This is a genomic window from Streptomyces sp. NPDC048644 (assembly GCF_043199105.1).
In the GTDB taxonomy this organism is placed as follows: Bacteria; Actinomycetota; Actinomycetes; order Streptomycetales; family Streptomycetaceae; genus Streptomyces.
In genome coordinates, this window is record NZ_JBICVO010000022.1 from 16,949 (window position 1) to 42,818 (window position 25,870).

Consider the following 25,870-nt stretch of genomic DNA (forward strand, 5'->3'; position numbering starts at 1 on the left):
GGGATGGGTCAGGCGTGGGTAAGGGGCGTGAAGCGGGCCGGTGGGCCCGGGTGTTGCGGGTGGGTCAGAGGGACGGGCCGAGCAGCCAGGAGGCGATCTCGCGGATCGCTCCGCTGCCGCCCGGGGTCGCGGTGACCGCGCGGGCCGCGCCGCGGACCACGTCGTGCGCCCCGGCGACCGCGACCGGCCAGCCGACGAGGTCGAAGCAGGGCAGGTCGTTGACGTCGTTGCCGACGTAGAGCACCCGCTCGGGGGCGACTCCTGACTCCTCGCACCACTGCTTGAGTGCCAGGTCCTTGCGGTCGATGCCGTGCAGGACCGGGATCCGCAGCTTGCGGGCGCGGGCGGCGACGACCGGGTTCTGCTCCGACGACAGGATCAGCAGCTTCAGTTCGGCCTTGCGCAGCGCGGCGATGCCGAGCCCGTCACCGCGGTGCACGGAGACGAACTCCCGTCCCTCGGCGTCGATCAGTACCCGGTCGTCGGTCTGGGTGCCGTCGAAGTCGAGGACGACCGCGTCGATGTCGTCGGCGCTGGGGAGCGCGCCCGGCAGCTGCGCGTCGAGCAGCGGTGCCAGGGCGCGGGCGCGGGCCAGGTCGTGCGGGTCGTCGATCTCCAGGACGCGGGCCGGGTCGGTGCGGACGAGTTCGGTGCGGCCGAAGAAGCGGTGGCGCGCGGTACGGAATCCGGCGGCTGCCATGCCGTAGGCGGCGCCGGTCTCCAGGAGGTCCTGCGGGCGGTCCTGGCGGCGCGGCCGGAAGGACGAGTCGTGGTTGACGCCGTAGCCGCCGGACGTGGCGACGGCCGTGGCGGTGGCGGTGGCCTGCTGGGACGGTATGGATCCGGCGCCGAAGGACCCGCTGCGCCCGCCGGTCGGCTCCAGCGCGTCCACCGCTTCGGCCACCGCGTCGGCGTCCCGCCAGACGAAGCCGTGGAAGGGGGCGACGGTCAGTGCACTGTCCGCGCCCTGCTCGACGATCGCGGCGGCGACACCGTCGATGTCATCGCCGGTGAGGAAGGGGCTGGTGCACTGGACGAGGAGGACGGTGTCGATCCGGGTGCCGTGTTCGGCTTCGTAGGCGTCCATGGCGTGCAGGACCGCGGCCTCGCTGGTGGCGGTGTCGCCTGCGATCTCGCCGGGGCGGCGGACGACGACGGCTCCCGCGCCGCGGGCCGCCGCCTCGATGGCGCTGTCGTCGGTGGAGACGACGACGTCGGTGACCAGGCGGGCGGCGCGGCAGGCGCGGACCGCGCGGGCGACGAGGGGTACGCCGCCGACGGCCGCGAGGTTCTTGGCGGGTACGCCCTTGGATCCGCCGCGGGCGGGGATGACGGCGACGACGGTCGCCGGGCTGCTCTGCGGGCTGTGCGGCATGTCGGGCTCCTTCCGGGGGCGGTGCGGGCTGCGGGTGCGGGCGGGCGGGGTGTTCAGAGCTGCCCCCAGCGGCGGATGGCGGGGGCGACGCGCTGCACGCCGTGGCGGTAGGCCCCGCGGGCGGCTTCGCGGACCGTGTCGCGGGCGACCTTGCGCAGGCCGCCGGGGGCCTGCGGTCCTTCGGCCCGGTATCCGGCGAGCGGGGCGCCGTGCGGGTCGAGGCCGTGCCGGGCGAGGATGCCGGGGAGGTAGCCGGGGGCGGTGCGCGGTGTGTAGTAGGGGGTGATCGGCGGCAGCGGTCCTGCGGTGCGCAGCGCGGTGACCCGGTCGCGGGCCGCGTCGAAGGCCCGCTCGTATCCGCCGTCGGCCGCGACGCCCTGCCTGGCCAGCCAGGAGGGGTCGGGCTCGGGCCGGTGTCCGGCGTCGAGTTCGTCCCAGGAGGCGAGGCAGCCGGAGCCGGTGAAGTGGTGGTTGCCGAGCACTTCACGGACGCCGAGGTCGGTGAGGACGGCGGTGGGGATGCCGCGGTGCAGGGATTCCAGGGCTGCGGTGGAGCTGACCGTGACCATCAGGTCGGTGCGGTCCAGGACCTCGCCCATGTTGCCGTACACCAGGCGGCAGTTGGCGGGCAGTCCGCCGGGCGCCTTGGCGGCGAGCTTCTGGTACGGCAGTTCCTCGATGTGCGTGGTGTGCTCGCCCGGCTTGCTGCGGAGCTTGATCAGCACCTCGCGGTCGGGGTGCCTGCGGGCGTGCTCGACGGCCCTGCGCAGCAGGTACGTACGGTCCGCGCGGCTGTCGGGTACGGAGGGCTGGGCGGCGAACACCACGCTGTAGGGCCGGTCCTTGCCGTCGGGGGCGCCGGTGTAGGGCGCGCCGCCGAGGAAGGGCAGGGCGCATTCGACGACGCTGCCGGGGTCGGCGCCGACGCCGCGGTAGACGTCGCGGAAGCGGTCCGCGTCGTGCCGGGAGTTGGCGAGTACGACGTCCGCGCCGTGCCGCAGCAGCAGCCCGTCGGTGAGCTTTTCGTAGACCACGCCGACGTAGCCGGTGACCACGACGGGGCGGCGGTCAGCGGCGCCCTCCCAGGCGTGGGCGAGGCCGTGCAGCATCGCCTGGACCGCACCGCCGACGCAGGCCAGCACGACGACGTCGTAGGGTGCGTCGGATGTGGCGTCGTCCCTCATCAGGTCGAGGAAGTCGACGCCGCGGATTTCGCGCAGCTGCTCCGCACGGGCGCCGACCTCGTCGAGCTGGCGGACCGTGGGAGTGGCTCGGCCGCGCAGGAGGTAGCCGTCGAGCCGGGCACCTGGCTGGATTCGGTACGCTGTCAAAGCGCCCCATTTCCACCGGGTGTCCGAGTCGGCGAGTACGGCAACTCGCGGCGTAGAAGTGGTACGTGATGGCACGTCGATGACGCTAGGAAGGCACGGGGCTCGGCGGGCCAACTGGGACGCAACAAAGGGTTAACAGCGGGCCGCCGAATGGCGAACCGGCCCCGGAAATGGTCTGGTTAACCATCCCGCCATTCTTCGTTCACCGTGAAGTTCACCTCCCGTAAAGACGAATGGCGGCGGCGCACCTAACGTCACCCGGGTGGTTAAGCTCTCCGTCATCGTGCCGTTCTACAACGTGCAGACATATGCGCCCGACACCCTGAAAAGCCTCGCGGCCAATGCCCGCGACGACTTCGAATTCCTGCTCGTCGACGACTGCTCGCGCGACGAGACGCCGCAGATCCTCGAACGCGCCGAGCGCGAGCTGCCGGGCGCCAGGCTGCTGCGGCACGAGAAGAACGGCGGCCTCGCCACCGCGCGCAACACCGGGCTGGACGCGGCCCGCGGCGAGTACCTCACCTTCCTCGACGGCGACGACTGGCTCGCGCCCGGCTACTTCGCCGAACTCCTCGCAGTCATAGAGGAGTTGGGCTGCGACTTCGTGCGCACCGACCACGTTCAGTGCACCGGGCGCACCCGCACCGTGCACCGCGTGCCGCACGGCAGGCGCGGGGTGGTCATGGACCCGCGGGCGCTGATCCTGCCGGCCGACCGCTCCACGTCCGTCGACTACGCCTACGCCTGGGCCGGCATGTACCACCGCAGGCTGCTCGACGAGGGCGTGCTGCATTTCCGGGACGGGCTGCGCACCGCGGAGGACCGCCCGTGGATCTGGCGGCTGCACCGCGAGGCGTCGTCCATGGCGGTGGTCGGGCTGCTCGGCGTCTTCTACCGGCGCGGGGTGGCGTCTTCGCTGACCCAGATCGGGGATGTGCGGCAATTGGACTTCATTCGCGCTTTCGATCAAGTAATCGAGGAAACCGCACGGGACCGTGACGCGGCGGAATTGCTGCCGAAGGCGGTCCGTACGTATTGCGCGATCATTTCCCACCACCTCGGTTCGATCGAACGCTTCGAACCGCAGGTCGCCCGCACTTTGCGCGACATGAGCGCCGCGGCCATGAAACGCATGCCGCAGGACGTATTGAAGGAAGCCTTGGAATCGATGGATGTGCAGCGTGCGTCCCGGCTGCGGCGGCTGCGCCGCAGGCCCGTCGCCACGGGGGTCGCCGCCTGATGCCCGGCCGCCCCCTGACCCAGATCTTCCTGGCGTCCACCCTGTACGGCGCGGCGACCCTCGCCGCTGCCCTGGACAGCGGCGCCTTCGCCCCGGCCGACCGCAGGCTGCTGCTGGTCTGCAACAACGCCACGACCCCCGAGACCGCCCCCGCGGTGGACGCCATGCCGGGCTTCGAGCGGCTGCGCGGCCGGTTCGACCGGGTGCTGTCATGGAACGAGACGATCAGCCCGTTCCACCCCGGCGGCTGGTCGCCGCGCGCCGACGACGTCCCGCTGTGGGAGCGGTATCTGCGGCTGCTGTGGGGCCTGGGCGACGACCGCGTCGAGCTGGTCGTCGAGTCCATCCAGGTCAACCCCGCACTCGCGGTCGCCCAGCTGTTCCCCGACGCGCCGATCGACGTCTACGCGGACGGCCTGATGAGCTACGGCCCGACCCGCAACAAGCTGGATCCGCTCGTCGGCACCCGCATCGGCCGGCTGCTGCACCTGGATCTGGTGCCGGGCCTGAGCCCGCTGCTGCTCACCGAGTTCGGCGTGCGGGCGCACACCGTGCCGACCGACGCGTTCACCGATGTGCTCACCGAAATCGGCGCGGCCAGCGGCGAGTTGGACGTACCGGAGGGCGGCGCGCTGCTCCTGGGGCAGTACCTCTCCGCGCTGGGCATCCTCACGCCGCAGGAGGAGGAGGACCTGCATGTGCGGATGGTGCGCGGCGCCGTGGCGCGCGGCCACCGCGAGGTGGTCTTCAAGCCGCACCCCTCGGCGCCTGCCAGCTGGTCGCGCCTCCTTGAGCGGGAGGCGGGCAAGCTCGACGTGACGCTGACCGTCCTGGACGAGCCGGTGCTCGCCGAAGTGCTCTACGCGCGGATGCGGCCCGCGCTGGTCGTCGGCTGCTTCTCCACCGCGCTGCTGACCGCGTCCGCCTTCTACGGCCTGCCGACCGCGCGGACCGGCACCGGACTGCTGCTGGAGCGGCTCACGCCGTACCAGAACAGCAACCGCGTGCCGGTGACGATCGTGGACGCGCTGGTACCCGACCTCGGCGACGGTGACGGCGGCGCCCGCCCGGCCACCGCGCCGCCGACCGGCCTGGTCCAGGCCGTCGGCTACGCCATGCAGCACCAGATCTACCCCGATCTGCGCCCGGCAGCCGAGCGGTACCTGACGGCCCATCTCAACCAGCACACCTGGCGCTACTTCAAGCGCCGCAGGCTCACCGCGCTCGCACTGCCGGGCGCGATCCCCTCGCAGCTGTCGTTCCTGCCGCGCAATGCCGCCGTCCGCCGGGTGGCGCGCCGCGCGCGGGCCGTGCAGCGGCGCCTGAAGAAGCGGGCCGCGTTCGGATGACCAGTCAGCTGACGGCCGCGGCGCCCGCGGCCCCGGAAGCGGCGGGCGCCCCCGCCGGGGCCGCGCCGTCCGGCCTACCGTCCGCACCCCGGGGCCCGTCCCGGCTGCGGGCGCTGGACGGGCTGCGGCTGCTGGCCGCGCTGATGGTCGCCGGGTACCACTACGGCGGCCGGGACGGCGAGATAGCGGCGGCCTGGGGCAGCTCGCCCGCGCACCAATTCCCCACCGCTTCGGGCCTGTTCGCGTACGGCTGCCTGGGCGTGCAGATCTTCTTCGTGATCAGCGGCTTCGTCATCTCCCTCAGCGGCTGGGCCCCACCCGTCGCCCACCGCCACCCTTCATCGGGCCGGGCTTCGCCCGGTCTGCGACATCTGCGCTCCTTCATCGCCTCCCGCATCTCGCGCCTCTACCCCGCGTACTGGGTGGCCGTCCTCCTGGTCACCTTCGTCTTCGCGCTGCCGTGGGTGGCGTACAAGGCGCTGCCGCCCGGTGACGTGCTGACGAACCTGACGATGCTGCAGATGCCGTTGGGTGTCCACCGGGTGCTCGGTGTGTGCTGGACGCTCTGGGCCGAGATGCGGTTCTACGCGCTGTTCGCCCTCTGCGTGGTGCTGCCCGGCGCCACCCGCACCCGCGTCGTTCTCTTCTGCGCCGGCTGGACGCTGGCCGCCGCGCTCGCGCAGGCCGCCCACCAGCCGTTCCTCGACGTCGTGCTGATGCCGGAGTACGCGCCGTTCTTCATCGGCGGCGTCGGCCTCTACCTGCTGCACCGCTACGGCGCCCGCGACCCGATCGCCTGGTCGATCGTGCTGGTCAGCTGGCTGATCGGGCAGCACTACGCGGTCGCGGGACTGTGGCACCCGGCGTCGGCCGGCGGTTTCTCCTACCGTTCGGCGACCGGCATCATCGCGGTCGTCACCGTCGGCTTCGCGCTGGTCGCCGCCGTCGCGCTGGGCAAGCTGCACTGGGCGAACTGGCGCTGGCTGACCGTCGCGGGCGCACTGACCTACCCGTTCTACCTCGTGCACGAGCATCTGGGCTGGGTCGTCGTCCACGCGCTGCACGTCGGCGCGGGGCTGCCGTCGTACGCGACGCTCCTCCTGACGGTCGCCGCGATGCTGGCGCTCGCGTGGCTGCTGCACCGCTGGGTGGAGCGCCCGCTGGCCCCCGTGCTGAAGCGGGCCGTCGCCCCGCGCCGCTGACCTGCGTCCGGGGCGCGCGGGTCAGCCGCCCGCCCCGGGCGCCAGGGTGGCAGCCGCCCCCGCCACGATCATCCGCAGCCCCTGCTCGAAGCCGGCGTCCAGGTCGTCGAAGAGCACCCGCCCGGCCCGTGCGGCGAGCGGATGCGTGGCGCCGATCCGCCGCTCCCGGTCGTCGACGTCGTAGGCCGGGTCGCGCTTTTCGGGCCTGCGCTGCTCCGGGGCGCCCGGCTCGGGGTAGATCGACTGTTCCTCGATGACCACGCCGATCGTGTAGTTGTACGCCGTCCACCAGGCGCGGACCGCGTCGGGCAGGGTGAATCCGGCGTCGGTGAAGCGGCGGAGGATGGCGTCGAGCAGCGGCGCGTATCCCGCGTCGGTCATCCGGGTGCCGCTGAAGACCTTGCCGCCGTCGCGGTAGCCGAGCAGTTCGCGGCGGAGCGCCGAGCAGGTGAGGCGCATGGCGTCCTGCCAGGTCACGCCCAACGCGTCGGGGACGCAGGAGCCGGCCAGGAACGGCGCGGTCATCCGCCGGAAGATCTCGGTGGCCATCTCGTCCAGCAGCTCCTGCTTGTTCTTGAAGTGCCAGTACAGCGCGGGCGCCTGGACGTTCAGCTCCTTCGCGATGCGGCGCAGCGTGAGGCCGTCGAGACCCACGTCGTTCAGCAGCCGCAGGGCGGTGTCGACCACCTGCTTCCGGTCAATTCGCGATGCCATGTTGACAACTTAACACCGTTAAGGACACGCTCGGAAACATGGAACTTAACAACGTTAAGGACGTACCCGCCGCCCTTCCCGCCGAACCGGCCGCCACCGCCGCATCCCCCGTCGACGTACTGATCTCCGGCGCTGGCCCCACCGGCATCGCCCTCGCCATCGACCTCGCCAGGCGCGGCGTCACCGCCCTGCTCGTCGAGCGCCAGGACCGCCTCTCCCCCGGCGCCCGCGGCACCGGCGTGCAGCCGCGCACCCAGGAGGTCTACGAAGACCTCGGCGTCATCGAGGCGGCGCGGGCGGCCGGCGGCCCGTACCCGAAGATGGCCCGCTGGGAGGACGGCCGCATGACCGAGGTCACCGACATGATCATCGGCGGCGAGCCGACCCCCGCGGCGCCGTACGCCAGCGCCCTGATGATCCCGCAGTGGCGCAACCTCGAAGTGCTCCGCGACCGCCTGACGGAACTGGGCGGCAGCGTGCTGCTGAACACCGAGGTCACCGGCTTCGAGCAGGACGCGGAGGGCGTACGCGGCCTGCTCCGCGCCGCCGACGGCAGCCTCCGCACGGCCCACGCGCGCTACCTGGTGGCGGCCGACGGCGGCCGGAGCACGATCCGCAGGGCGATCGGCGTCGGCATGGGCGGCCCCTCGCTGCCGACCGGCGCTGCCCTCCTCGCCGACCTCGCCATCGAGGGCCTGGACCGGCAGCACTGGCACCGCTGGGAGCAGCCGAACGGCGGCTTCGTCATGCTCCTCCCGCTGGCCGGCACCACCGACCACTTCCAGTGCTACGTCGTCGACGGATCCGAGCCCGACACCGCACCGGACGCGGTACGCGCCGCGGTCGCCGCCCACACCCACCTGACGGTGGAGCAGATCCGCGAGGTCGTCTGGTCCTCGGTGTTCCGCCCCAAGGCCGGGATGGCCGACAGCTTCCGCGCCGGCCGGGTCTTCCTCGCGGGCGACGCCGCGCACATCCACTCCCCGGCCGGCGGCCAGGGCCTCAACACCAGCGTCCAGGACGCCTACAACCTCGGCTGGAAGCTCGGCCAGGTCCTGCGGCACGGCGCCCCCGACTCGCTGCTCGACAGCTACGAAGCCGAGCGCCGCCCCATCGCCGCCCGGATCCTGGAGACCAGCTCCCGGCTGCACCGCTCCGGCACGATGAAGCGCGGACGCGACCTCCACCAGCTCGACATCGGCTACCCGGAAGGCCCGCTCACCCGCGAACTGCGCCCCGCCGTACCCGAGGGCGCCCCGCGGGCCGGCGACCGCGCGCCTGACGCCCCCTGCGCCACCCCCGACGGCACGCCCGTCCGCCTCTTCGACCTCTTCCGCGGCCCGCACTTCACCCTGCTGGTACTCGGCGAGACCGACCTCGACACCACCGCGCTCCCCACCGACCTGACCCTGCTCCGCACCGTCCGCGCGGCCGGCCCATCGCCCGACCTCACCGACCCCGACGGCCACCTCAGCGACGCCTACGGCACCGCCCCCGGCCTCTACCTCATCCGCCCCGACGGCTACATCGCCGCGGCCATCCCCGCCGCAGGGGCCACCGCCCACGCGACCGATGCCCTGCGCCCGTACCTCGCGGACGCCACCGTCCGGACGGCGCGCTGAGGCCGGTCCCGCGAACCCGGCGGCCCCGGTCCCGTACGGGCGGTCCCCCGACGCGTCCCTCCCCGGCCGACGGCCCGCGCCCGCGACCTAAACTCCCGTGGCGGCGTCGCGGCGGACAGCGTGGCGGCCGAGCACCGGACACCTCGTCAGCCCGCGGCGGGTGACGGGACTTCCCGGCGGGCCGAGCACAGGTGGGGCGATGACGGAGGCAGCGGAACGCGCCGGTGAGCCGCGGGCGAAGGGCACACGTCCGTGGACGGGGCGGATACCCGCGGCCCGGGAACCCGCGGATGACGCCGAGCGCCACCCGGCGTTCCGCGACCGCCTCCCCGGGCCGCGCGCCATGGGCTGGTCGCTCACCGCGATCTGCTTCGCCCTCTACACCGTCGTCTCGCTCCTCAGGCACGACCGCATGCTCAACGCGGGCTACGACCTGGGGATATTCGAGCAGGCGATCCGCGCCTACGCCCACGGCCAGGCGCCGGTCGTGGAGCTGAAGGGCCCCGGGTTCAACCTGCTCGGCGATCACTTCCACCCGATCCTGGCGCTCGTCGCCCCCGTGTACCGGCTGTTCCCCGGCGCCGTCACGCTGCTCGTGGTGCAGGCCGCCCTGATGGCACTGGCCTGCTATCCGCTCACCCGGTGGGCGCACCGCGCGGCCGGTCCGGTCGCGGGTCTGGTCGTCGGCTGCGGATTCGGCGCCTCGTGGGGCATCGCGGCGGCGGTGACCAAGGACTTCCACGAGATCTGTTTCGCGGTCCCGCTGCTCGCCTTCAGCGTGACGGCGCTCGGGCAGCGGCGGTGGCGGGCCGCGGTGGCCTGGGCGCTGCCGCTGCTGCTGGTCAAGGAGGATCTCGGACTCACGCTGGCCGCGATCGGCGGCTACGTGATGTGGCAGGCGGCCCGCGACCGGCGCAACTCGCCGCAGGATCAGCCCCGTTGGCCGTGGCGGCTGGGGCTCGCCGCGGCGCTGGCCGGGGTGGCGGGCACGGCGGTGGAGATGCTCGTCCTGCTGCCCGCCATGAATCCGCACGGCGGCTTCGACTACTGGCAGCAGATGCCGGGCGGCGCGTCACCCTCCGGTGGCCCGGCCGGCCTCGTATCGGCCGGGCTGCACCTCCTCTGGCCGCCGATGAAGTGGCTGCTGCTGTTCATGCTGGCCGCGCCCACCGCCTTCTTCTGCCTGCGCTCCCCGCTGACGCTGCTGTGCCTGCCCACCATCGGCTGGCGGCTGTTCGCCGGCAACGAGCACTACTGGCAGCCGAACTTCCACTACAACGCGGTCCTGATGCCGATCGTCTTCGCGGGCCTGATCGATGTGCTGCACCGGCGGCCCGAGCTGCTGCCGGGACGCCGGCGCCGCCGGGTCCTGGCCTTCTCCGCCGCGTTCACGGTGATCGCCGCGGCCGTCTACCCCTTCCACGACCTGGTGCTGCCGTCGGCCTGGCGCACCCCCGCCCACGTCCGCACCGCCGAGCGGGTGCTGGCGCACATACCCGACGGCGCCCGGGTCGCCTCATCGAACCGGCTGGCGCCGATGCTGACCGGCCGGACCACCGTCAGCCTGGTCTGCTTCGGCACCGGACCCGACCCGGCCGCACCGACCGGCCTCCCGGCCACACCGCCCGACTGGGTCGTCTCCGACCGGCACGACCCCACCGTCAAGACACCGTGCCCGGTGGCCGGCACCGCCCGCATGCTCGGCCTCTACCGCGCCCACGGCTACCGCGAGGTCGCCGAGGAAGACGGCATCACCCTCCTGAAACGGCCGCCGGCGGCCCGGTGACCGCCCGGCGGGGCGGGTGACGCAACGCGCACGGGGCCGTACCGGCGGCGGTTCGGCCGGTACGGCCCCGTGCGGGGTTCCGGACCCTCGCGGGGGGAACGAGGGCCCGGAGAGGACGGGCGCCGGGGGGTGACGCCCGGGGCGGCTCGGGTGCCGCCCGGTGGGTTCCGCGCCGGTCCTGGGACCGGCGGTCTGGCGTGCCGGATCTCGGCTACAACACCAGCGACAGCAGCAGCACGCAGATGATGCCGACGACCGAGATCAGCGTCTCCATGATCGACCAGGTCTTGAACGTCTGGCCGACGCTCATCCCGAAGTACTCCTTGACCAGCCAGAATCCGGCGTCGTTGACGTGGCTGAAGAACACCGAGCCGGTGCCGATGGCCAGGACCAGCAGGGCGACGTGGGTGGTGCTCAGGTCCGCGGCGAGCGGGGCGACCAGACCTGCCGCGGAAATCGTGGCCACCGTGGCGGAGCCGGTCGCGAGCCGGATGGCGACCGCGATCAGCCAGGCGAGCAGCAGCGCGGAGATGTTCCAGTCCTTGGAGATCTCCAGGATCATCTGGCCGACTCCGGCGTCCACCAGCGTCTGCTTGAAGCCGCCGCCCGCGCCGACGATCAGCACGACACCGGCGATCGGGCCGAGCGACTTCTCCACCGTCGAGGCGATCCGCCCCTTGCTGAACCCGGCCGGCCGGCCCAGCGTGAACATCGCGGCGATGACACCGGCCAGCAGCGCGATCATCGGCGAGCCGACCACGTCGAAGACCCGCTGGACGGAGTCCTTCGGATCGTCGACGACGATGTCCACCAGCGCCTTGGCCAGCATCATCACGACCGGCAGCAGCACGGTGGCGACGGTGATGCCGAAGCCGGGGCGCCGGGTCAGGGTGTCCGAAGGCCGCCCGGATCCGTCGGAGTCCTGGAGCATCTTCTCGGGCGGCGCGATGTCGACCCAGCGGGCCGCGTAACGGGAGAAGACCGGTCCCGCGATGATCGCGGTGGGGATCGCCACGACGACGCCGAGCGCGAGGGTGATGCCGAGGTTGGCGCCCACCGCGTCGATCGCCACCAGCGGTCCCGGGTGCGGCGGAATCATGCCGTGCATGACCGACAGACCGGCCAGCGCGGGGATGCCGATGCGCATCAGCGAGAAGTTGCCGCGCTTGGCGACCAGCAGCACGACCGGGATCAGCAGCACGATGCCGACCTCGAAGAAGATCGGCAGCCCGACGACGCAGGCGATCAGCACCATCGCCCAGGGCATCGACCGCCGGCTCGCCCTGGCGAGGATCGTGTCGACGATCACGTCGGCGCCGCCCGAGTCGGCGAGCAGCTTGCCGAGGATCGCGCCGAGGGCGATCAGCACGCCGGTGCCCGCGACGGTGTCGCCGAGACCTGCGGAGAAGCTGGCGATGGCCTTGTCGAGCGGCGCACCGGCGACCGCCCCGAGCACCAGCGAGCCGATGATCAGCGACAGGAAGGCATGCAGCTTGAACTTGGTGATGAGCAGGACGATGACGGCGATGCCGGCCAGAACGGCGATGCCCAGCTGTGCATGACCGGCCGAGGTGATCGGCGGGGCCACGTCCGCTGCGAGCATCTCCACGCTGAGATGAGTCACGGCGATTCCTTGAAGGGGGGAAGGGAAGGGAGGCCCTCGGCGGTTCAGACCGCCAGAGCGTGCAGCGCTTCGGCGGCCCGTGCGGCGATCTCCTCGGGCGTGCCGCCGACGTCCACGCCGACGCCGCGCTCGTCGGGGCCGAGCGGTTCGAGGGTGGCGAACTGCGAGTCGAGCAGCGCGGTGGGCATGAAGTGGCCCTGGCGTTCGGTCATCCGCGCCTCGATCAGCGCGCGGTCGCCGGTCAGGTGCAGGAAGACCACGCCTGGTGCGGCGGCGCGGAGCCGGTCGCGGTAGCGGCGCTTGAGTGCGGAGCAGCTGACCACACCGCCCTTACCTGCCTTTTCGTGCGCCCAGGCGCCGATGGCGTCCAGCCAGGGGCCGCGGTCGGTGTCGTCCAGCGGGGTACCGGCCGACATCTTGGCGATGTTGGCCGGGGGATGGAAGTCGTCGCCCTCGGCGTAGGTGACACCGAGTTCGGCGGCCACCAGCGGGCCGATCGTCGTCTTGCCGGTGCCGGCCACTCCCATCACGACGATGACGTGGGGCGTGCTCATCCCGTGTACCTCGCTGTCTTCTTCGACCTCGGTATGACACCCCACTGAAACCCATTAGGTACGACTTATTCAAGACCCTGTGGCGAAAACGTCATACTTAAAGGCGGCGGGCCCGGAAAGTAGGGTGATCCCCATGGAAAACCAGGGGAAGGGACTGCACGCTCGGGTGCTCGAATCCCTCGGCCCGGCGATCACCGCGGGCGATTACCCTCCGGGCACGGTCCTGCGCACCGACGAACTCGAAGAGCGCTTCGACGTCTCGCGCACGGTCATCCGCGAGGCCATCCGCGTCCTGGAGTCCATGCAGCTGGTGGCGTCCCGCCGCCGGGTCGGCGTCACCGTCCGCCCCACCGAGGAGTGGAACGTCTACGACCCGAGGGTGATCGGCTGGCGCCTGGCCGGCCGGGACCGCCCCCGGCAGCTCCGGTCCCTGACCGTGCTGCGCTCGGCCGTCGAACCGATCGCGGCGGGCCTGGCGGCCACCCACGCCACCCCCGAACAGTGCGCCGACCTGACCGAACAGGCCATGGGCATGGTCGCCACCTCACGCGGCCAGCAGCTCGACGCGTATCTGGTGCACGACACGGCCTTCCACCGCGTGGTGCTGACCGCGTCGGGAAACGAGATGTTCGCGCGGCTCGGCGACGTGGTCGCCGCGGTGCTGACCGGCCGCACCCAGCACCACGTGATGTTCACCGACCCCGACCCGGCGGCGGTCTCCCTGCACGTGCAGGTGGCGGAGGCGGTACGGGTCGGCGACGCGGCGCGGGCCGAGTCGCTGACGCGGGAGATCACGGTGGGCGCGATGGCCGAACTGGACGTCCTGGCACCGTAGTCGAGGCGGCTGCCGCCTCTCCTGGCCTGCCTCAGAACAGCGGCTGCTGCCCGGGGATCGGCGGCTCTTCCGGGTCGAAGAGCTTCTCCGCCGGCGCCATCATCGGGGCGATCCGGCGCGACCCCGGGCAGGAGATCAGCTCCAGCACCGTACGGCGCCCCGGCGGGTCGTGACGGGCGAAACGGCCGCCGACGACGGCGATCTCTCGGGTGCAGACGGGGCACGCGCGGCGGGGTGACGACATGGGACCAGTTTGACGCAACCCCGGATCAGGTCAGCTCACAGCCCTGAGCCCTCGGCTCATACGTCCCCCAGACCTCGCGCAGCGCGTCGCAGACCTCGCCGACCGTCGCCGAGCTGTGCAGCGCCTCGCGCATCGGGTAGAGCACGTTGCCCGTCCCCTCGGCGGCCCGCCGCAGCCGGGACAGCGCCGCCGTCACCGCGGCGCCGTCCCGTACGGACCGCAGGGCGGCAAGGCGGCTGACCTGCCCGGCCTCGATCGCCGGGTCGACGCGCAGCGGTTCGTAGGGCGCCTCCTCGTCGAGCCGGAAGCGGTTGACGCCGACGACGACCCGCTCGCCTGCGTCCGTCTCCCGCGCGATGCGGTACGCGTTGCGCTCGATCTCGCCCTTCTGGAAGCCCTGCTCGACGGCGGCCACCGCGCCGCCAAGCTCCGCCACCTTCCCCATGAGCCGGTCGGCCGCCGCCTCCAGCTCGTCGGTCATCGACTCGACCGCGTAGGAACCGGCGAACGGGTCGACGGTGGCCGTGATGTCGGTCTCGTACCTGAGGACCTGCTGGGTGCGCAGCGCAAGACGCGCCGAGGTGTCCGTGGGCAGCGCGAGCGCCTCGTCGAAGGCGTTGGTGTGCAGCGACTGGGTGCCGCCGAGCACCGCGGCGAGCCCCTGGAGGGCGACCCGTACGAGATTGACCTCCGGCTGCTGGGCGGTGAGCTGCACACCGGCGGTCTGGGTGTGGCAGCGCAGCATCAGCGACCTGGGGTTCTCCGCGCCGAACTGCTCCTTCATCACCCGCGCCCACATCCTGCGCGCGGCACGGAACTTGGCGATCTCTTCGAGGAGGGTGGTGCGCGCGACGAAGAAGAACGAGAGGTGCGGCGCGAAGTCGTCGACGTCCATGCCGGCGTCGACGGCGGTGCGGACGTAGGCGATGGCGTTGGCGAGGGTGAAGGCGACCTCCTGCACGGGCGAGGCGCCGGCTTCCGCCAGGTGGTAGCCGGAGACGGAGATGGTGTTCCAACGCGGGATCTCGGCCCGGCAGTACCGGAAGATGTCGGCGGTCAGCCGCAGGGAAGGGCCGGGCGGGAAGATGTAGGTGCCCCGGGCGATGTACTCCTTGAGCACGTCGTTCTGGATCGTCCCGGTGAGCTGACTGCTCGTCACTCCTTGTTCCTCGCCCACGAGTTGGTAAAGGAGGAGCAGTGGCGCGGCGGGGGCGTTGATGGTCATCGACGTGGAGACCCGGTCCAGCGGGATGCCGTCGAAGAGGGCGCGCAGGTCGTCGGCCGAGTCGACGGCGACGCCGGCCTTGCCGACCTCACCGCCCGCGAGCGGCGCGTCCGAGTCGTACCCCATCTGCGTCGGCAGGTCGAAGGCGACCGACAGGCCGGTCGTGCCATGGGCGATCAGCTGCCGGAACCTGGCGTTGGACTCGGCCGCGGTGCCGAAGCCCGCGTACTGGCGCATGGTCCACGGGCGGCCGGTGTACATCGACGGGTGGACGCCGCGGGTGAACGGGTAGCCGCCGGGAACGCCGATGCGGCGTTGCGGATCCCAGCCGTCGAGCGCTTCGGGCCCGTACACCGGCGCGATCGGCAGTCCGCTCTCGGTGTGCCGGACACTGTCGGACTCACCTGCCATGGTTCCGCCTCCTGCCGGACGTACGGGGCGCTCCGTACGGGGCGGCGGCTGCCGCGAGGGGCCGGAGCGGCGGGCCCCGCGCCTCGGGGCGGCGTACCGGGGCCGCATGTCCCAGCCTGCCCGCAAGGGCGACGCGGCGCAGCGCCGGGGCGGCGGGGTGCGGGAGCTGCCGGGGAAGTGGGGGGCGCGGGCAGGGCCGGGGGAACGTGCCCCGCCCGCGCCGAATGCGCCAAGCCGTGGGTACGGGGGGAACCCGGGCCTGCGCGCAGCCGATGACCAGTCGGCTTCATCCAGTACTGCGCCGGGCGCCGGAAAAACGTCACACCGTACGGAGGGCCTGGGGTTTCGGGGCCTGAACCGTGGTGCTGCCCGAGGGCCTCGGGCCCGGGGCGTTCCCGCCCTGACCTGGGGTGGAGCCAGGACCGGGTGACGGGTGGTGATCGTCGTCCTCGTCGTGGCCGCCGTTCTGTCCGCCACCGGCGTGGCCGCCCGAGCCCGACGGGTACTTCTTGAGGTAGGCGCGGCAGAACGCGTGGACCTTGGCCGGGCCGCCGGCGGCCTGTTCGAGGCGGTGGAGGGTGTTGGCGTCCATCTCGCCGCGCTTGCCCGCCTGGTAGTTGCGGCAGAGCGACGCGATGACGGCGTGCCGGTCGTCCCCGCCGGAGTGCCCGCCGCCGTTGCCGGTACCCGCGGTGGCGCCGTCGTCGTCGGAGCCGTCGCCGTCGGAGCCGTCGCCGGGGGTATGGCCATCGGCCGGCGGTCCCGAGGTGCCGCCCGCCGAGGTGTCGGGGGTCTCCGAAGCCGCCGGGTCGGTCGGGTCCTGGCCGGGGGGCGTCGTCCCGGGTGACTGCGTGCCGCCCTCGGGGACCGTGCCGGGCTCCTCGCTCTCCAGGATGCCGGGGGTGACCGCGGCGGAGACGCTGGATCCGGGCTCGGGTTCGGTGCCGCCGCCGCGGAACGGCGTGGGCAGCACGCCGGTGCCGGCGGCGACGGCGACCCCGCCGATGGCGCAGGCGGCCAGCGCCACGGCGAGACCGCGCCGGAAGGGGCGGGCGAATGTGGTGGGTTCGGGGCGGCCGGCCGCGGGGGCGGGGCGGACCTCCGTCGCCGTCGCACCGGCTCCGACGGGCCCGGCGTGTGCCCGGCGGAAGGCGGCGACGGCGGCTTCCTCCCCCGGCAGCGGCGCCGTGGCCGCCGCGTCCGCCCGGCCCGCCGCGGCGTCGGCCAGCAGCTGTGCGAGTTCCCTGGAGCCGTCGCCTGTGGTGGAACCGACCGGCTCGCCGCGCAGCAGTCGCTCCGCGGCATCGTCGTCGAGCCAGCTGTACCGGTCGTCGGCCATCACATGTCCTTCTGCGTTCGCGCGGCCGTTTCCGTCACACCGGGTACGTACGATTCCGCGACGCCGTCCCGGCGTCTTCGTCCCTGTGCGGGCACCCCGCCCATCGTTCCACCACCCCCGCGCGGACCGCGTTCCGGCCGGTCGGATGGGGTGCCTGCGCGCTGTTCCGTGTCGTTGCCCGGGGCGGGTGACGTGCCGTTCGCGCCGGGTCGTGTGCCGTCCGTGTGTGCTGCCGCGCCGTTGCCCGCCGCTCCCGCGCCGTCCTCCGCGCCGAAGTCGCCGGGGTCGCCGGTGAGCAGTTCGGCGAGCCTGCGCAGTCCGCGGTGGGCCGCGGTCCTGACCGCGCCCGGCCGCTTGCCGAGTACCTGGGCGGTGCTCTTGGCGTCGAGTCCGACCACCACCCGCAGCACCACCGCCTCGGCCTGGTCCTGCGGAAGGCGGGCTATCAGCCGGAGGGTCCGGCCGGTGCCGAGGGCTTCGAGCGCCTCGCCCGCGGTGTCCGACGCGGCGGGCGTATCGGCGAGTTCGCTTTCGTCGCCGCCGGTCGCGGGGCGCCTGCCGCGCATCCGTATGTGGTCGAGGGCGCGGTTGCGGGCGATGCGGGCGGCCCAGCCGCGGAATCTGTCCGCGTCTCCGCTGAAGCGGGCGAGGTCGCGGGTGATCTGGAGCCAGGATTCGGAGGCCACATCCTCCGCGTCCGCTTCGCCCACCAACGTCCGCACATATCCCAGAAGTCGGGGGTGTACGGCACGGTAGACGACGCGGAACGCCGCCTCGTCACCGTCCTGTGCCGCTTGCACGGCAACGGTCAGCCGGCTGTCGTCCGGCTGAATGTCGTCCCCTCGCACGGATCCATCCTGTCGCATGCGGAACGTCCGCTGCCCGGTCCTTGCTGATTCACTGCCCCGCAGGTCACCCCGGCGCCGGGGTGGCCCCGGAACCGCCGGTAACCCGGATGTTCCCGCTGACGGTAACCCGCCTGGTCATCGGCTTCGCACCCGGGCCGGGCCGTGGCACGTTACGGGCCGGGACCTGCCGCCGTCCAGACCACGAGCGGTGCCCCCGCCCACACCCCCTGTGACGCTTTCGGGCCGTCCGGCGCTGTAACGAATAGGGGCCGTCACCGGCCCCTCCGTGAACGACGGCCGGGGCCTCTCCTGTGGGGGGTGGCGGCCCCGGCCGTCCCTCGCGTCACCTCGGTTCGGGGCCGTCGCCCGCTCACACCTTGTCGGCCAGCGCCTGGAAGTCCGCCCAGCTCATCGCGGGTGTCCGCGGATCCCACACCTTCTGCGACAGCGCCGCGAGCGGCATCCGGATGCCGCGTGCGATCTGCTCCGGGGTCTGCGATCCGGCCAGGTCGCACCAGATCGCGAACCGCGCGCCCTGGATGCGGTCAGGACCCGTCATGCTCTTCGGCACGTCCACGGGCGAGGTGTGGCGCAGCACCGCCGGGGTCCAGCTGCGGTAGATGCGTTCACCGGTCGGGTAGACGAACTCGTTGGGCTCGCCCAGGACGTAGTAGAGGTACTCGTCGTTGAGGTTCACGAGGTTGCGGCCCTCGCGCAGGAATTCCGCGGGGTCGCGCTTGCCGATCTCCTTGCCGGTCCAGTAGCCGACCGTGCGGTTCTTGTCGGCCTTGACCTTCGCGTCCGGGAAGAAGCCGTCGTTCCACGCCTCGATCCGGTTCTTGCCTGCCTTCTCCACCGTCTTCTGACGGTCGTTGAGCCAGCCGGTCGCCAGGTCCTCGATGGTGCCCTGCGGCCCGTACTTCTTCCGGGCGGCCTGCGCGAGGCCGGGATACGAGGCCGCGGGGTCGGAGACCATGAGCGCCTGGTACTCGTCGCCGCCGAGGTGCCAGTAGGCGGGCGCGCCCTTGGGCGAGCCGAACAGCGGGGCGTACTCGCGCAGCAGGTCGTCGATGATCTTGGCGGATCCGGGCTTGGAGATGTCGATGGCGCCGCGCAGCACGGTGCCCTGGGCGTTGCGGAGCTGGAGGTCGGGGTGCTTGTCGAGCACCGCGCCCAGGTGTCCAGGCGAGTCGATCTCCGGGATGACGGTGACGTGCCGGGACTGCCCCAGTTTCACCAAGTGGCGGACCTGGGCCTTGGTCAGGTGGTCCTTGGAGACGATCTCCGGGTGGGTGTCGCTCTCGATGCGGAAGCCCTGGTCGTCGGAGAAGTGCAGCTGGAGCTGGTTGAGCTTGAGGTCGCCCAGCTCACGGATCCTGGCCTCGATCCACTGCGCGTCGAAGGGCTTGCGGGCGTTGTCCAGCAGCATGCCGCGCTGGAGCCGGTCAGGGCGGTCGTCGATGGTCCCCTCGGGCAGGCCGCCCGCGGCGCGCACCGCCTGCTTGACGGTCCTGGTGCCCTGGAAGATGCCGGCGTCGGTGGGGGCGCTGAGGGTGAGCCGGGTGCCGCGGGCGGTGAGGGTGTACGCCTCGTCGGCGGTGGAGCGGGCCGGGGCGTTGTCCGGCAGCCCGCCGCCCTTGCCCGTGAGCTTCAGCTCGATGTCGCCCGGCCGTACGGTCTGCTCGCCCCAGACGACGGGGATGCCGCCGAGGTCCCGCGCGAGCAGCCGCGCCTCGTCGGCGACGGTGCTCTTCTCGCCGGCCGGCACCACGATCCGCGCGCCCTTGGACGGCCGCCAGCCGCGCCCGTCGGCCGGCCGGAAGTCCCGTACGGCGGGGATGGTGCGGGGCTTGCCCGTCACCGCCTTCCAGGTGGGGGTGGGGGCGGCGGACGGCGAGGATCCGGTGCTGCCGGGGGGATCGGCGTCGGCGGCGTCCGAGCAGCCGGCCAGCGCCAGCGCGGAGGCCAGCAGGGCGGCGGGGAGGGCGGCGCGGGATCCGGGGGAACGGGATATGCGCGCCGTTCCTGTGGGTGCGTCAGGGCCCTGGTTGCGGGTCCGCTGCACCCGCGGCGCCAAGTTGGGCCATTCGGGGCGCCTCGGCCGACTCGGGTTCAACATCGTGCAATCCTCACTTTTCTGGGCGAAGACACGGAAAGTGCGCGGCGTTGACGGCACACACTGCGGAAACGCAAGATCACGACACCGCCCGACACCCATCGCCTACGTGAAACGTCTCTCATCCGGGTGAAAAGCGCGCATCCGTCGGACAGTGCCCAACGGCCGTCGTTACGGTGGCGTCTCCAGTCGGCAGCCCGCGCACCGGGCTCCCGGACCGCCGGAATCGCACCGGGGTCGCGCGCCGCACACCAGTCGTCACGGCCCTCACCTCCGCTTCCGCACCCGTCCGGGATCGGTACGCCGCCCGTCCAGCTTCCGTCAGCAGTCCGCACCGCACCCGTCGACGCACCGCCGGCCGCGCGCCCGGCACCCACCCGGTGCGCCCCGTCCCGTCCGTCCCGTCCGAGGAGCCCACGCTGTCCGGTGACCTTCCGGCCGCCCGGCCGACGACGCTGCACCTGTCCCACGCTCCGCGGCGCGGAATACCCTCGCAGACCCCCGGCCCGCCCCTGCCACTTTCGGACACCGGGGAACCGGCCGCCTTCAACGCCCTGTCGCCGGACGCCGCCACGGCCGCGCTGCCGGACTGCTGCGGCAGCCGCAGGTGGGTCGCGCGGATCGCCGCGCACCGGCCGTATCCCGACCTGGGCTCGCTGCTCGCCGCGTCCGACGAGGCGTGTTACGACCTCACCCCGGCCGATCTGGACGAGGCGCTGGCCGCCGAGTCGGCGGCCCCGCTGCCGCTGCCGGTCGCCACCGGACCCGGCACGCTCGCCGCCCACACCGCCCTGCGCGCCGCGCACGCCGAGTACGAGCGACGCTTCCGGCACGCCTTCGTCATCTGCCTCGACGGCTACCGCGACGACGAGCAGCTCGACCAGATGCTGGCCGGTATCCGCACCCGGCTGGGGAACGACCCGGACGAGGAGCGCGCGGTCACCGCGGACGAGATGCGCCGCCTGGCCCGTGGCCGACTGGCACGCTTTGCTGCTGAATGTCCATAACATCCCGATTCGCTCTTGTGTGATAGCCCGTTGGTGCCTGTTTGATCACACCTAAGGGCCCCGGCGTAAGGAACCGACAGCGCGTCGCTACGATGGCCAGGGCCGGTGGACCGTACCCGGCCGGGCCAGACCGACAGAGAAGCCGGCAGGCCCCAATCCCCGCTCCCGGAGGGTTTTTCCGTGCCGGCTGGAACGCTGTACCGCGGCCGGGAAGGCATGTGGTCCTGGGTGGCTCATCGAGTCACTGGCGTCCTCATCTTCTTCTTCCTGTTCGTACACGTCCTCGACACCGCTCTCGTCAGGGTCTCTCCCGAGGCCTATGACGACGTCGTCGCGACTTACAAGACACCCATCGTCAACGTGCTGGAGTACGGCCTCGTCGCCGCAATCCTCTTCCACGCGCTCAACGGCCTTCGCGTCATCGCGGTGGACTTCTGGTCGAAGGGCCCGAAGTACCAGAAGCAGATGCTGTGGACCGTTGTGGGCGTCTGGGTCGTGCTGATGGCCGGTGCCTTCTACCCCGTGCTGCAGCACACCCTGCGCACGCTGTTCGGGAGCTGATGACGCGAGATGTCTGCTGAAACAACTTCCCCCGCAGGTGCCACCGTGAACGACGTCAGCCTTTACGACGTGGACAACCCCGCGCCCGTGATCGAGCCGCCGCGCAAGCGCACCAAGAAGACCCCGAAGTCGACGCGCACCAACTTCGAGCTGTACGGCTGGCTGTTCATGCGGCTGTCCGGCGTCGTGCTGGTCGTCCTCGTCCTGGGTCACCTGCTGATCCAGCTCGTGCTGGACGGCGGCGTCTCCAAGATCGGCTTCGCCTTCGTGGCCGGCCGCTGGGCCTCGCCGTTCTGGCAGGCCTGGGACCTGTGCATGCTGTGGCTCGCCATGCTGCACGGCGCCAACGGCCTGCGTACCGTCATCAACGACTACGCGCAGCGGGACAAGACCCGCTTCTGGCTGAAGATGCTGCTCTACACCGCCACGGTGTTCACCGTCCTTCTGGGCACGCTGGTGATCTTCACCTTCGACCCGAACATCGCCTGAAGCCGGGGCTGAGGTAACGACCAATGAAGATCCACAAGTACGACACCGTCATCGTCGGCGCCGGCGGCGCGGGCATGCGCGCGGCCATCGAGTCGACGAAGCGCAGCCGCACCGCGGTCCTGACGAAGCTCTACCCGACCCGCTCCCACACCGGCGCGGCGCAGGGCGGCATGGCCGCCGCCCTCGCCAACGTCGAGGAGGACAACTGGGAGTGGCACACCTTCGACACGATCAAGGGCGGCGACTACCTGGTCGACCAGGACGCCGCCGAGATCCTCGCGAAGGAGGCCATCGACTCGGTCCTCGACCTGGAGAAGATGGGCCTGCCGTTCAACCGCACCCCGGACGGCACGATCGACCAGCGCCGCTTCGGCGGTCACTCGCGTAACCACGGCGAGGCCCCGGTCCGCCGGTCCTGCTACGCGTCGGACCGCACCGGCCACATGATCCTCCAGACGCTGTACCAGAACTGCGTCAAGGAGGGCGTGGAGTTCTTCAACGAGTTCTACGTGCTGGACCTGCTGCTCCAGGACGTCGACGGCGTGAAGAAGTCCGCAGGCGTCGTCGCGTACGAGCTGGCGACCGGCGAGATCCACGTCTTCCAGGCGAAGTCGATCATCTTCGCCTCCGGCGGCACCGGCAAGTTCTTCAAGGTGACCTCCAACGCCCACACGCTGACCGGTGACGGCCAGGCCGCGGCCTACCGCCGCGGGCTGCCGCTGGAGGACATGGAGTTCTTCCAGTTCCACCCGACCGGCATCTGGCGGATGGGCATCCTGCTGACGGAGGGCGCCCGTGGTGAGGGCGGCATCCTCCGCAACAAGGACGGCGAGCGCTTCATGGAGAAGTACGCGCCGGTCATGAAGGACCTCGCGTCCCGTGACGTCGTCTCCCGCTCCATCTACACGGAGATCCGGGAGGGCCGCGGCTGCGGTCCCGAGGGCGACCACGTCTACCTGGACCTCACGCACCTGCCGCCGGAGCAGCTGGACGCCAAGCTGCCCGACATCACCGAGTTCGCGCGGACGTACCTCGGCATCGAGCCCTACACGGACCCGATCCCGATCCAGCCGACCGCGCACTACGCCATGGGCGGCATCCCGACCAACGTCGAGGGCGAGGTGCTGCGCGACAACGACACCGTCGTGCCGGGCCTGTACGCCGCCGGCGAGGTCGCCTGCGTCTCGGTGCACGGCGCCAACCGCCTGGGCACCAACTCGCTCCTGGACATCAACGTCTTCGGCCGCCGGGCCGGCATCGCCGCGGCCGAGTACTCCGCCGACCACGACTTCGTCGAGCTGCCCGAGAACCCGGCGCAGCAGGTCATCGACCAGGTCGAGCGGCTGCGCGACTCCCACGGCACCGAGCGGGTCACGGACATCCGCAAGGAACTCCAGGAGTGCATGGACGCCAACGTGATGGTGTTCCGCACCGAGCAGACGATCAAGACCGCGGTCGAGAAGATCGGCGAGCTGCGCGAGCGGTACCTGAACGTGTCCGTCCAGGACAAGGGCAAGCGGTTCAACACCGACCTGCTGGAGGCCATCGAGCTGGGCAACCTGCTCGACCTGGCCGAGGTCATGGCCGTGTCCGCACTCGCCCGCAAGGAGTCCCGCGGCGGTCACTACCGCGAGGACTACCCCAACCGCGACGACGTCAACTTCATGCGGCACACCATGGCGTACCGCGAGGTGGGCGCAGACGGCTCGGAGTCGATCCGCCTCGACTACAAGCCGGTCGTGCAGACCCGCTACCAGCCGATGGAGCGTAAGTACTGATGAGCAGCCCCACGCTTGAGAAGCACTCCGCGGCACTGGACGCGGCGGAGAACACCGCTTCGCAGATGATCACTGCCACCTTCCGGATCCGCCGGTTCAACCCGGAGGTCTCGGACGAGGCGAGCTGGCAGGACTTCCAGCTGGAGATCGATCCCAAGGAGCGCGTCCTGGACGCCCTCCACAAGATCAAGTGGGACCAGGACGGCACCCTGACGTTCCGCCGTTCCTGCGCCCACGGCATCTGCGGCTCGGACGCCATGCGCATCAACGGCAAGAACCGCCTGGCGTGCAAGACGCTGATCAAGGACATCAACCCGCAGAAGCCGATCACGATCGAGGCCATCAAGGGCCTGACGGTCCTCAAGGACCTGGTCGTGGACATGGAGCCGTTCTTCCAGGCGTACCGCGACGTGATGCCCTTCCTGATCACCAAGGGCAACGAGCCGACCCGTGAGCGGCTGCAGACCGCCGAGGACCGCGAGCGCTTCGACGACACGACGAAGTGCATCCTCTGCGCCGCCTGCACGTCCTCCTGCCCGGTGTTCTGGAACGACGGCCAGTACTTCGGCCCGGCGGCGATCGTCAACGCGCACCGCTTCATCTTCGACAGCCGTGACGAGGGTGGCGAGCAGCGGCTCGAAATCCTCAACGACAAGGACGGCGTCTGGCGCTGCCGCACGACCTTCAACTGCACGGACGCCTGCCCGCGCGGTATCGAGGTCACCAAGGCGATCCAGGAGGTCAAGCGCGCGCTGATCACGCGACGCTTCTGACCCCTGCCCCGGTTCCGGTGCCGATGACGGTACCGATCCGGGTCTGCACGCCCCGGAGGGCCCCGCTTCGCTCCGTACGGAAGCGGGGCCCTTCCGCGTCCGCGCCCGCCGGGTACACCAGCACCGGCGGCAGCCCCGGGTCGGCGGGCGCCACCGGCCCGTCGCAGAAGTACGAGGGCACCAGCAGCAGTCCGCGGCCCTCCAGATGCAGGTCACGCTCCACCGGGTAGCGGACCTCCAGGACCGGCGGACGCCAGCGCATCGCCGCCCCGAAGGTCCGCAGCAGCGCCTCGGTGCCCGACTGCCCCAGCGCGTGCTGCCGCAGCGCCAGGTCGGCGGCCACCCGCTCCGCTATCCGCGACCAGCCGGGCGCGATCGCCAGATGGTGATAGGTGCGCAGACCGCGCGCGAGCTGCCGCAGCGCGGCCGGCTCACCGTCCGCCAGATCCCGCGCCAGGACCGGCAGCGGATGGCTCTCCGCCAGCACCGCCAGCTCCTCCCGCAGCCGCTGCCGCGGCGTCCGCATCACCGCTTCGAGGCCCGGCTCGACACCCTCCGAACCGGCGTACGGGGTGAGGAAGTCCGGGAAGTAGCCGTGCCGCGGCACCAGGGGCAGCAGGATCCGCAGCGGCCCGGGGCCGTGCCGTACGGCGTGCTGCCGCCAGGCGTCCAGCGCCGGATCGGCCCCGGAGCCCCGCAGGCTGTGCAGGCTCAGCGCGGTCTCCCACAGCGGGTCCGCCCCGTCCGCGACTCTCGTACGCGCCAGATCCTGCCTCGTGAAGTGCACTCGCAGCACGCCAACCCCCCGCCGTCCGGCCTCCGCCGCTCCCCCCGAGCGCGGTGCACACGAGGATCCGACTCCATGGCCGGTTTCCGCAACCCGCAGGCGGGGATCGCGTCATTCCCGTGGCGGGCGGCGAGGTCGGGGCGAGCGGGACGGCAGAGGGAGGAGAGGCCGGCGCCGACCGGACGGCGACGGGTTTCAGGCCGAACGGAGCGCGCGGGCGGCCAACGCCTCGTCCTGCTCCCGGCGTTCGCGCATCACGCCCGCGTACCGTCCCAACGCCTCCCTCCGGCGCAGGAGTTCGGCGATCTCCACATCAAGCCGCGCGAGCTGACCCTCCACCACCCCGCAGGAGAACGCACACGACTGGAGGCCGGGGCCACCTTGCGCGCACGGCAGCAGCTCGCGGATGGCGTCCGTACTCAGCCCGGTGGCGAGCAGCTCACGGATCCGCAGGACCGTATCGGCGGCCTCCGGGCGGTAGCGGCGGTAGCCGTTCGCGTCACGTTCGGCGCGCAGCAGCCCCTGCTGCTCGTAATAGCGCAGCGACCGCGCGCTGACCCCCGTACGGTCCGCCAACTGCCCTATCCGCCACGCCTCCTGCCCTCGCACACCCGCCCCCCTGGACAGCCGCCACTTCCCCCACACCCGACTCCATCCGCC

At 71.9% G+C, this 25,870-nt stretch carries 23 protein-coding genes; 11 read left to right on the forward strand and 12 right to left on the reverse strand.

Translation table 11 applies throughout. The features are described from left to right. Window positions 1-64: 64 nt before the first annotated feature. Together ACGFNI_RS32755 and ACGFNI_RS32760 are read right to left on the reverse strand one after the other, a co-directional pair. Complete coding sequence (locus tag ACGFNI_RS32755) at window positions 65-1,375, reverse strand: cytidylyltransferase domain-containing protein (RefSeq protein WP_393688908.1); 1,311 nt, start codon at window positions 1,373-1,375, stop codon at window positions 65-67. A 53-nt stretch (window positions 1,376-1,428) separates the two neighbouring features. Next, window positions 1,429-2,781, reverse strand: a complete 1,353-nt coding sequence (locus ACGFNI_RS32760) for a DUF6716 putative glycosyltransferase (protein WP_393688910.1) — start codon at window positions 2,779-2,781, stop codon at window positions 1,429-1,431. Window positions 2,782-2,968: 187 nt separating this feature from the next. Here ACGFNI_RS32760 and ACGFNI_RS32765 point away from each other — a divergent pair, with 187 nt between their 5' ends. The 3 genes from ACGFNI_RS32765 to ACGFNI_RS32775 are packed head-to-tail and all read left to right on the forward strand — an operon-like array spanning window position 2,969 to window position 6,497. Next, window positions 2,969-3,946 (forward strand): glycosyltransferase family 2 protein, encoded by a 978-nt coding sequence (locus ACGFNI_RS32765; protein ID WP_393688912.1) that lies wholly within the window; start codon window positions 2,969-2,971, stop codon window positions 3,944-3,946. Next, window positions 3,946-5,295, forward strand: a complete 1,350-nt coding sequence (locus ACGFNI_RS32770; protein WP_393688914.1) for an alpha-2,8-polysialyltransferase family protein — start codon at window positions 3,946-3,948, stop codon at window positions 5,293-5,295. Before ACGFNI_RS32765 ends, ACGFNI_RS32770 begins: the two co-directional genes overlap by 1 nt. Then, on the forward strand, window positions 5,292-6,497 hold the full coding sequence (locus tag ACGFNI_RS32775) for an acyltransferase family protein (protein WP_393688916.1): 1,206 nt from the start codon (window positions 5,292-5,294) through the stop codon (window positions 6,495-6,497). Before ACGFNI_RS32770 ends, ACGFNI_RS32775 begins: the two co-directional genes overlap by 4 nt. Before the next feature lie 21 nt (window positions 6,498-6,518). Here ACGFNI_RS32775 and ACGFNI_RS32780 read toward each other — a convergent pair whose 3' ends face one another. Then, entirely contained in the window at window positions 6,519-7,211 is a 693-nt protein-coding gene (locus ACGFNI_RS32780; protein WP_393688918.1) for a TetR/AcrR family transcriptional regulator C-terminal domain-containing protein, read from the reverse strand. Window positions 7,212-7,249: 38 nt separating this feature from the next. On the opposite strand from ACGFNI_RS32780, the gene ACGFNI_RS32785 reads away from it, so the two are divergent. Continuing rightward, a complete protein-coding gene (locus ACGFNI_RS32785; RefSeq protein ID WP_393688920.1) occupies window positions 7,250-8,833 on the forward strand; it encodes an FAD-dependent monooxygenase in 1,584 nt (527 codons plus the stop codon). 199 nt (window positions 8,834-9,032) lie between these two features. Next, window positions 9,033-10,619: a DUF2079 domain-containing protein gene (locus ACGFNI_RS32790; RefSeq protein ID WP_393688922.1), complete on the forward strand. Its 1,587-nt coding sequence runs from the start codon at window positions 9,033-9,035 to the stop codon at window positions 10,617-10,619. Between the two features lie 211 nt (window positions 10,620-10,830). On the opposite strand, the gene ACGFNI_RS32795 is transcribed toward ACGFNI_RS32790, so the two are convergent. Continuing rightward, entirely contained in the window at window positions 10,831-12,243 is a 1,413-nt protein-coding gene (locus tag ACGFNI_RS32795; protein ID WP_393688924.1) for a GntP family permease, read from the reverse strand. Between the two features lie 44 nt (window positions 12,244-12,287). Next, a complete protein-coding gene (locus ACGFNI_RS32800) occupies window positions 12,288-12,797 on the reverse strand; it encodes a gluconokinase (RefSeq protein WP_393688926.1) in 510 nt (169 codons plus the stop codon). A 133-nt stretch (window positions 12,798-12,930) separates the two neighbouring features. Between ACGFNI_RS32800 and ACGFNI_RS32805 the strand changes: the two genes are divergently transcribed. After that, on the forward strand, window positions 12,931-13,632 hold the full coding sequence (locus tag ACGFNI_RS32805; protein ID WP_393688928.1) for a FadR/GntR family transcriptional regulator: 702 nt from the start codon (window positions 12,931-12,933) through the stop codon (window positions 13,630-13,632). A 31-nt stretch (window positions 13,633-13,663) separates the two neighbouring features. On the opposite strand, the gene ACGFNI_RS32810 is transcribed toward ACGFNI_RS32805, so the two are convergent. The 5 genes from ACGFNI_RS32810 to ACGFNI_RS32830 form a co-directional block, all read right to left on the reverse strand. Continuing rightward, window positions 13,664-13,876 carry a hypothetical protein gene (locus ACGFNI_RS32810; RefSeq protein WP_030981280.1) on the reverse strand — a complete coding sequence of 71 codons (213 nt, stop codon included), beginning with the start codon at window positions 13,874-13,876 and terminating at the stop codon, window positions 13,664-13,666. A 25-nt stretch (window positions 13,877-13,901) separates the two neighbouring features. Then, complete coding sequence (locus ACGFNI_RS32815; protein ID WP_393688930.1) at window positions 13,902-15,512, reverse strand: methylmalonyl-CoA mutase; 1,611 nt, start codon at window positions 15,510-15,512, stop codon at window positions 13,902-13,904. A 319-nt stretch (window positions 15,513-15,831) separates the two neighbouring features. Continuing rightward, complete coding sequence (locus ACGFNI_RS32820; protein WP_393688932.1) at window positions 15,832-16,851, reverse strand: hypothetical protein; 1,020 nt, start codon at window positions 16,849-16,851, stop codon at window positions 15,832-15,834. After that, window positions 16,851-17,699, reverse strand: coding sequence for an RNA polymerase sigma factor (locus ACGFNI_RS32825; RefSeq protein WP_393688934.1), 849 nt, complete (start codon window positions 17,697-17,699; stop codon window positions 16,851-16,853). The genes ACGFNI_RS32820 and ACGFNI_RS32825 overlap by 1 nt, the downstream gene beginning before the upstream one ends. A gap of 370 nt (window positions 17,700-18,069) precedes the next feature. Beyond that, a complete protein-coding gene (locus tag ACGFNI_RS32830) occupies window positions 18,070-19,818 on the reverse strand; it encodes a glycoside hydrolase family 20 protein (RefSeq protein ID WP_393688936.1) in 1,749 nt (582 codons plus the stop codon). Window positions 19,819-20,195: 377 nt separating this feature from the next. On the opposite strand from ACGFNI_RS32830, the gene ACGFNI_RS32835 reads away from it, so the two are divergent. From ACGFNI_RS32835 to ACGFNI_RS32855, 5 genes are all read left to right on the forward strand, one after another. Next, window positions 20,196-20,822: a 2-oxo-4-hydroxy-4-carboxy-5-ureidoimidazoline decarboxylase gene (locus ACGFNI_RS32835; protein ID WP_393688938.1), complete on the forward strand. Its 627-nt coding sequence runs from the start codon at window positions 20,196-20,198 to the stop codon at window positions 20,820-20,822. Between the two features lie 180 nt (window positions 20,823-21,002). Continuing rightward, entirely contained in the window at window positions 21,003-21,383 is a 381-nt protein-coding gene (gene sdhC, locus ACGFNI_RS32840; protein WP_037678497.1) for a succinate dehydrogenase, cytochrome b556 subunit, read from the forward strand. Window positions 21,384-21,392: 9 nt separating this feature from the next. Continuing rightward, window positions 21,393-21,872 carry a succinate dehydrogenase hydrophobic membrane anchor subunit gene (locus ACGFNI_RS32845; protein WP_393688940.1) on the forward strand — a complete coding sequence of 160 codons (480 nt, stop codon included), beginning with the start codon at window positions 21,393-21,395 and terminating at the stop codon, window positions 21,870-21,872. Window positions 21,873-21,895: 23 nt separating this feature from the next. Then, window positions 21,896-23,650, forward strand: a complete 1,755-nt coding sequence (gene sdhA, locus ACGFNI_RS32850; protein WP_393688942.1) for a succinate dehydrogenase flavoprotein subunit — start codon at window positions 21,896-21,898, stop codon at window positions 23,648-23,650. Continuing rightward, on the forward strand, window positions 23,650-24,423 hold the full coding sequence (locus ACGFNI_RS32855; protein ID WP_393688944.1) for a succinate dehydrogenase iron-sulfur subunit: 774 nt from the start codon (window positions 23,650-23,652) through the stop codon (window positions 24,421-24,423). The genes sdhA and ACGFNI_RS32855 overlap by 1 nt, the downstream gene beginning before the upstream one ends. On the opposite strand, the gene ACGFNI_RS32860 is transcribed toward ACGFNI_RS32855, so the two are convergent. After that, complete coding sequence (locus ACGFNI_RS32860) at window positions 24,407-25,210, reverse strand: hypothetical protein (RefSeq protein WP_393688946.1); 804 nt, start codon at window positions 25,208-25,210, stop codon at window positions 24,407-24,409. The genes ACGFNI_RS32855 and ACGFNI_RS32860 overlap by 17 nt on opposite strands. A 195-nt stretch (window positions 25,211-25,405) precedes the next feature. After that, the gene (locus ACGFNI_RS32865) at window positions 25,406-25,819 is read right to left on the reverse strand and encodes a MerR family transcriptional regulator (protein ID WP_393688948.1); all 414 of its coding nucleotides are present in this window, start codon (window positions 25,817-25,819) and stop codon (window positions 25,406-25,408) included. Between the last annotated feature and the right edge of the window lie 51 nt (window positions 25,820-25,870).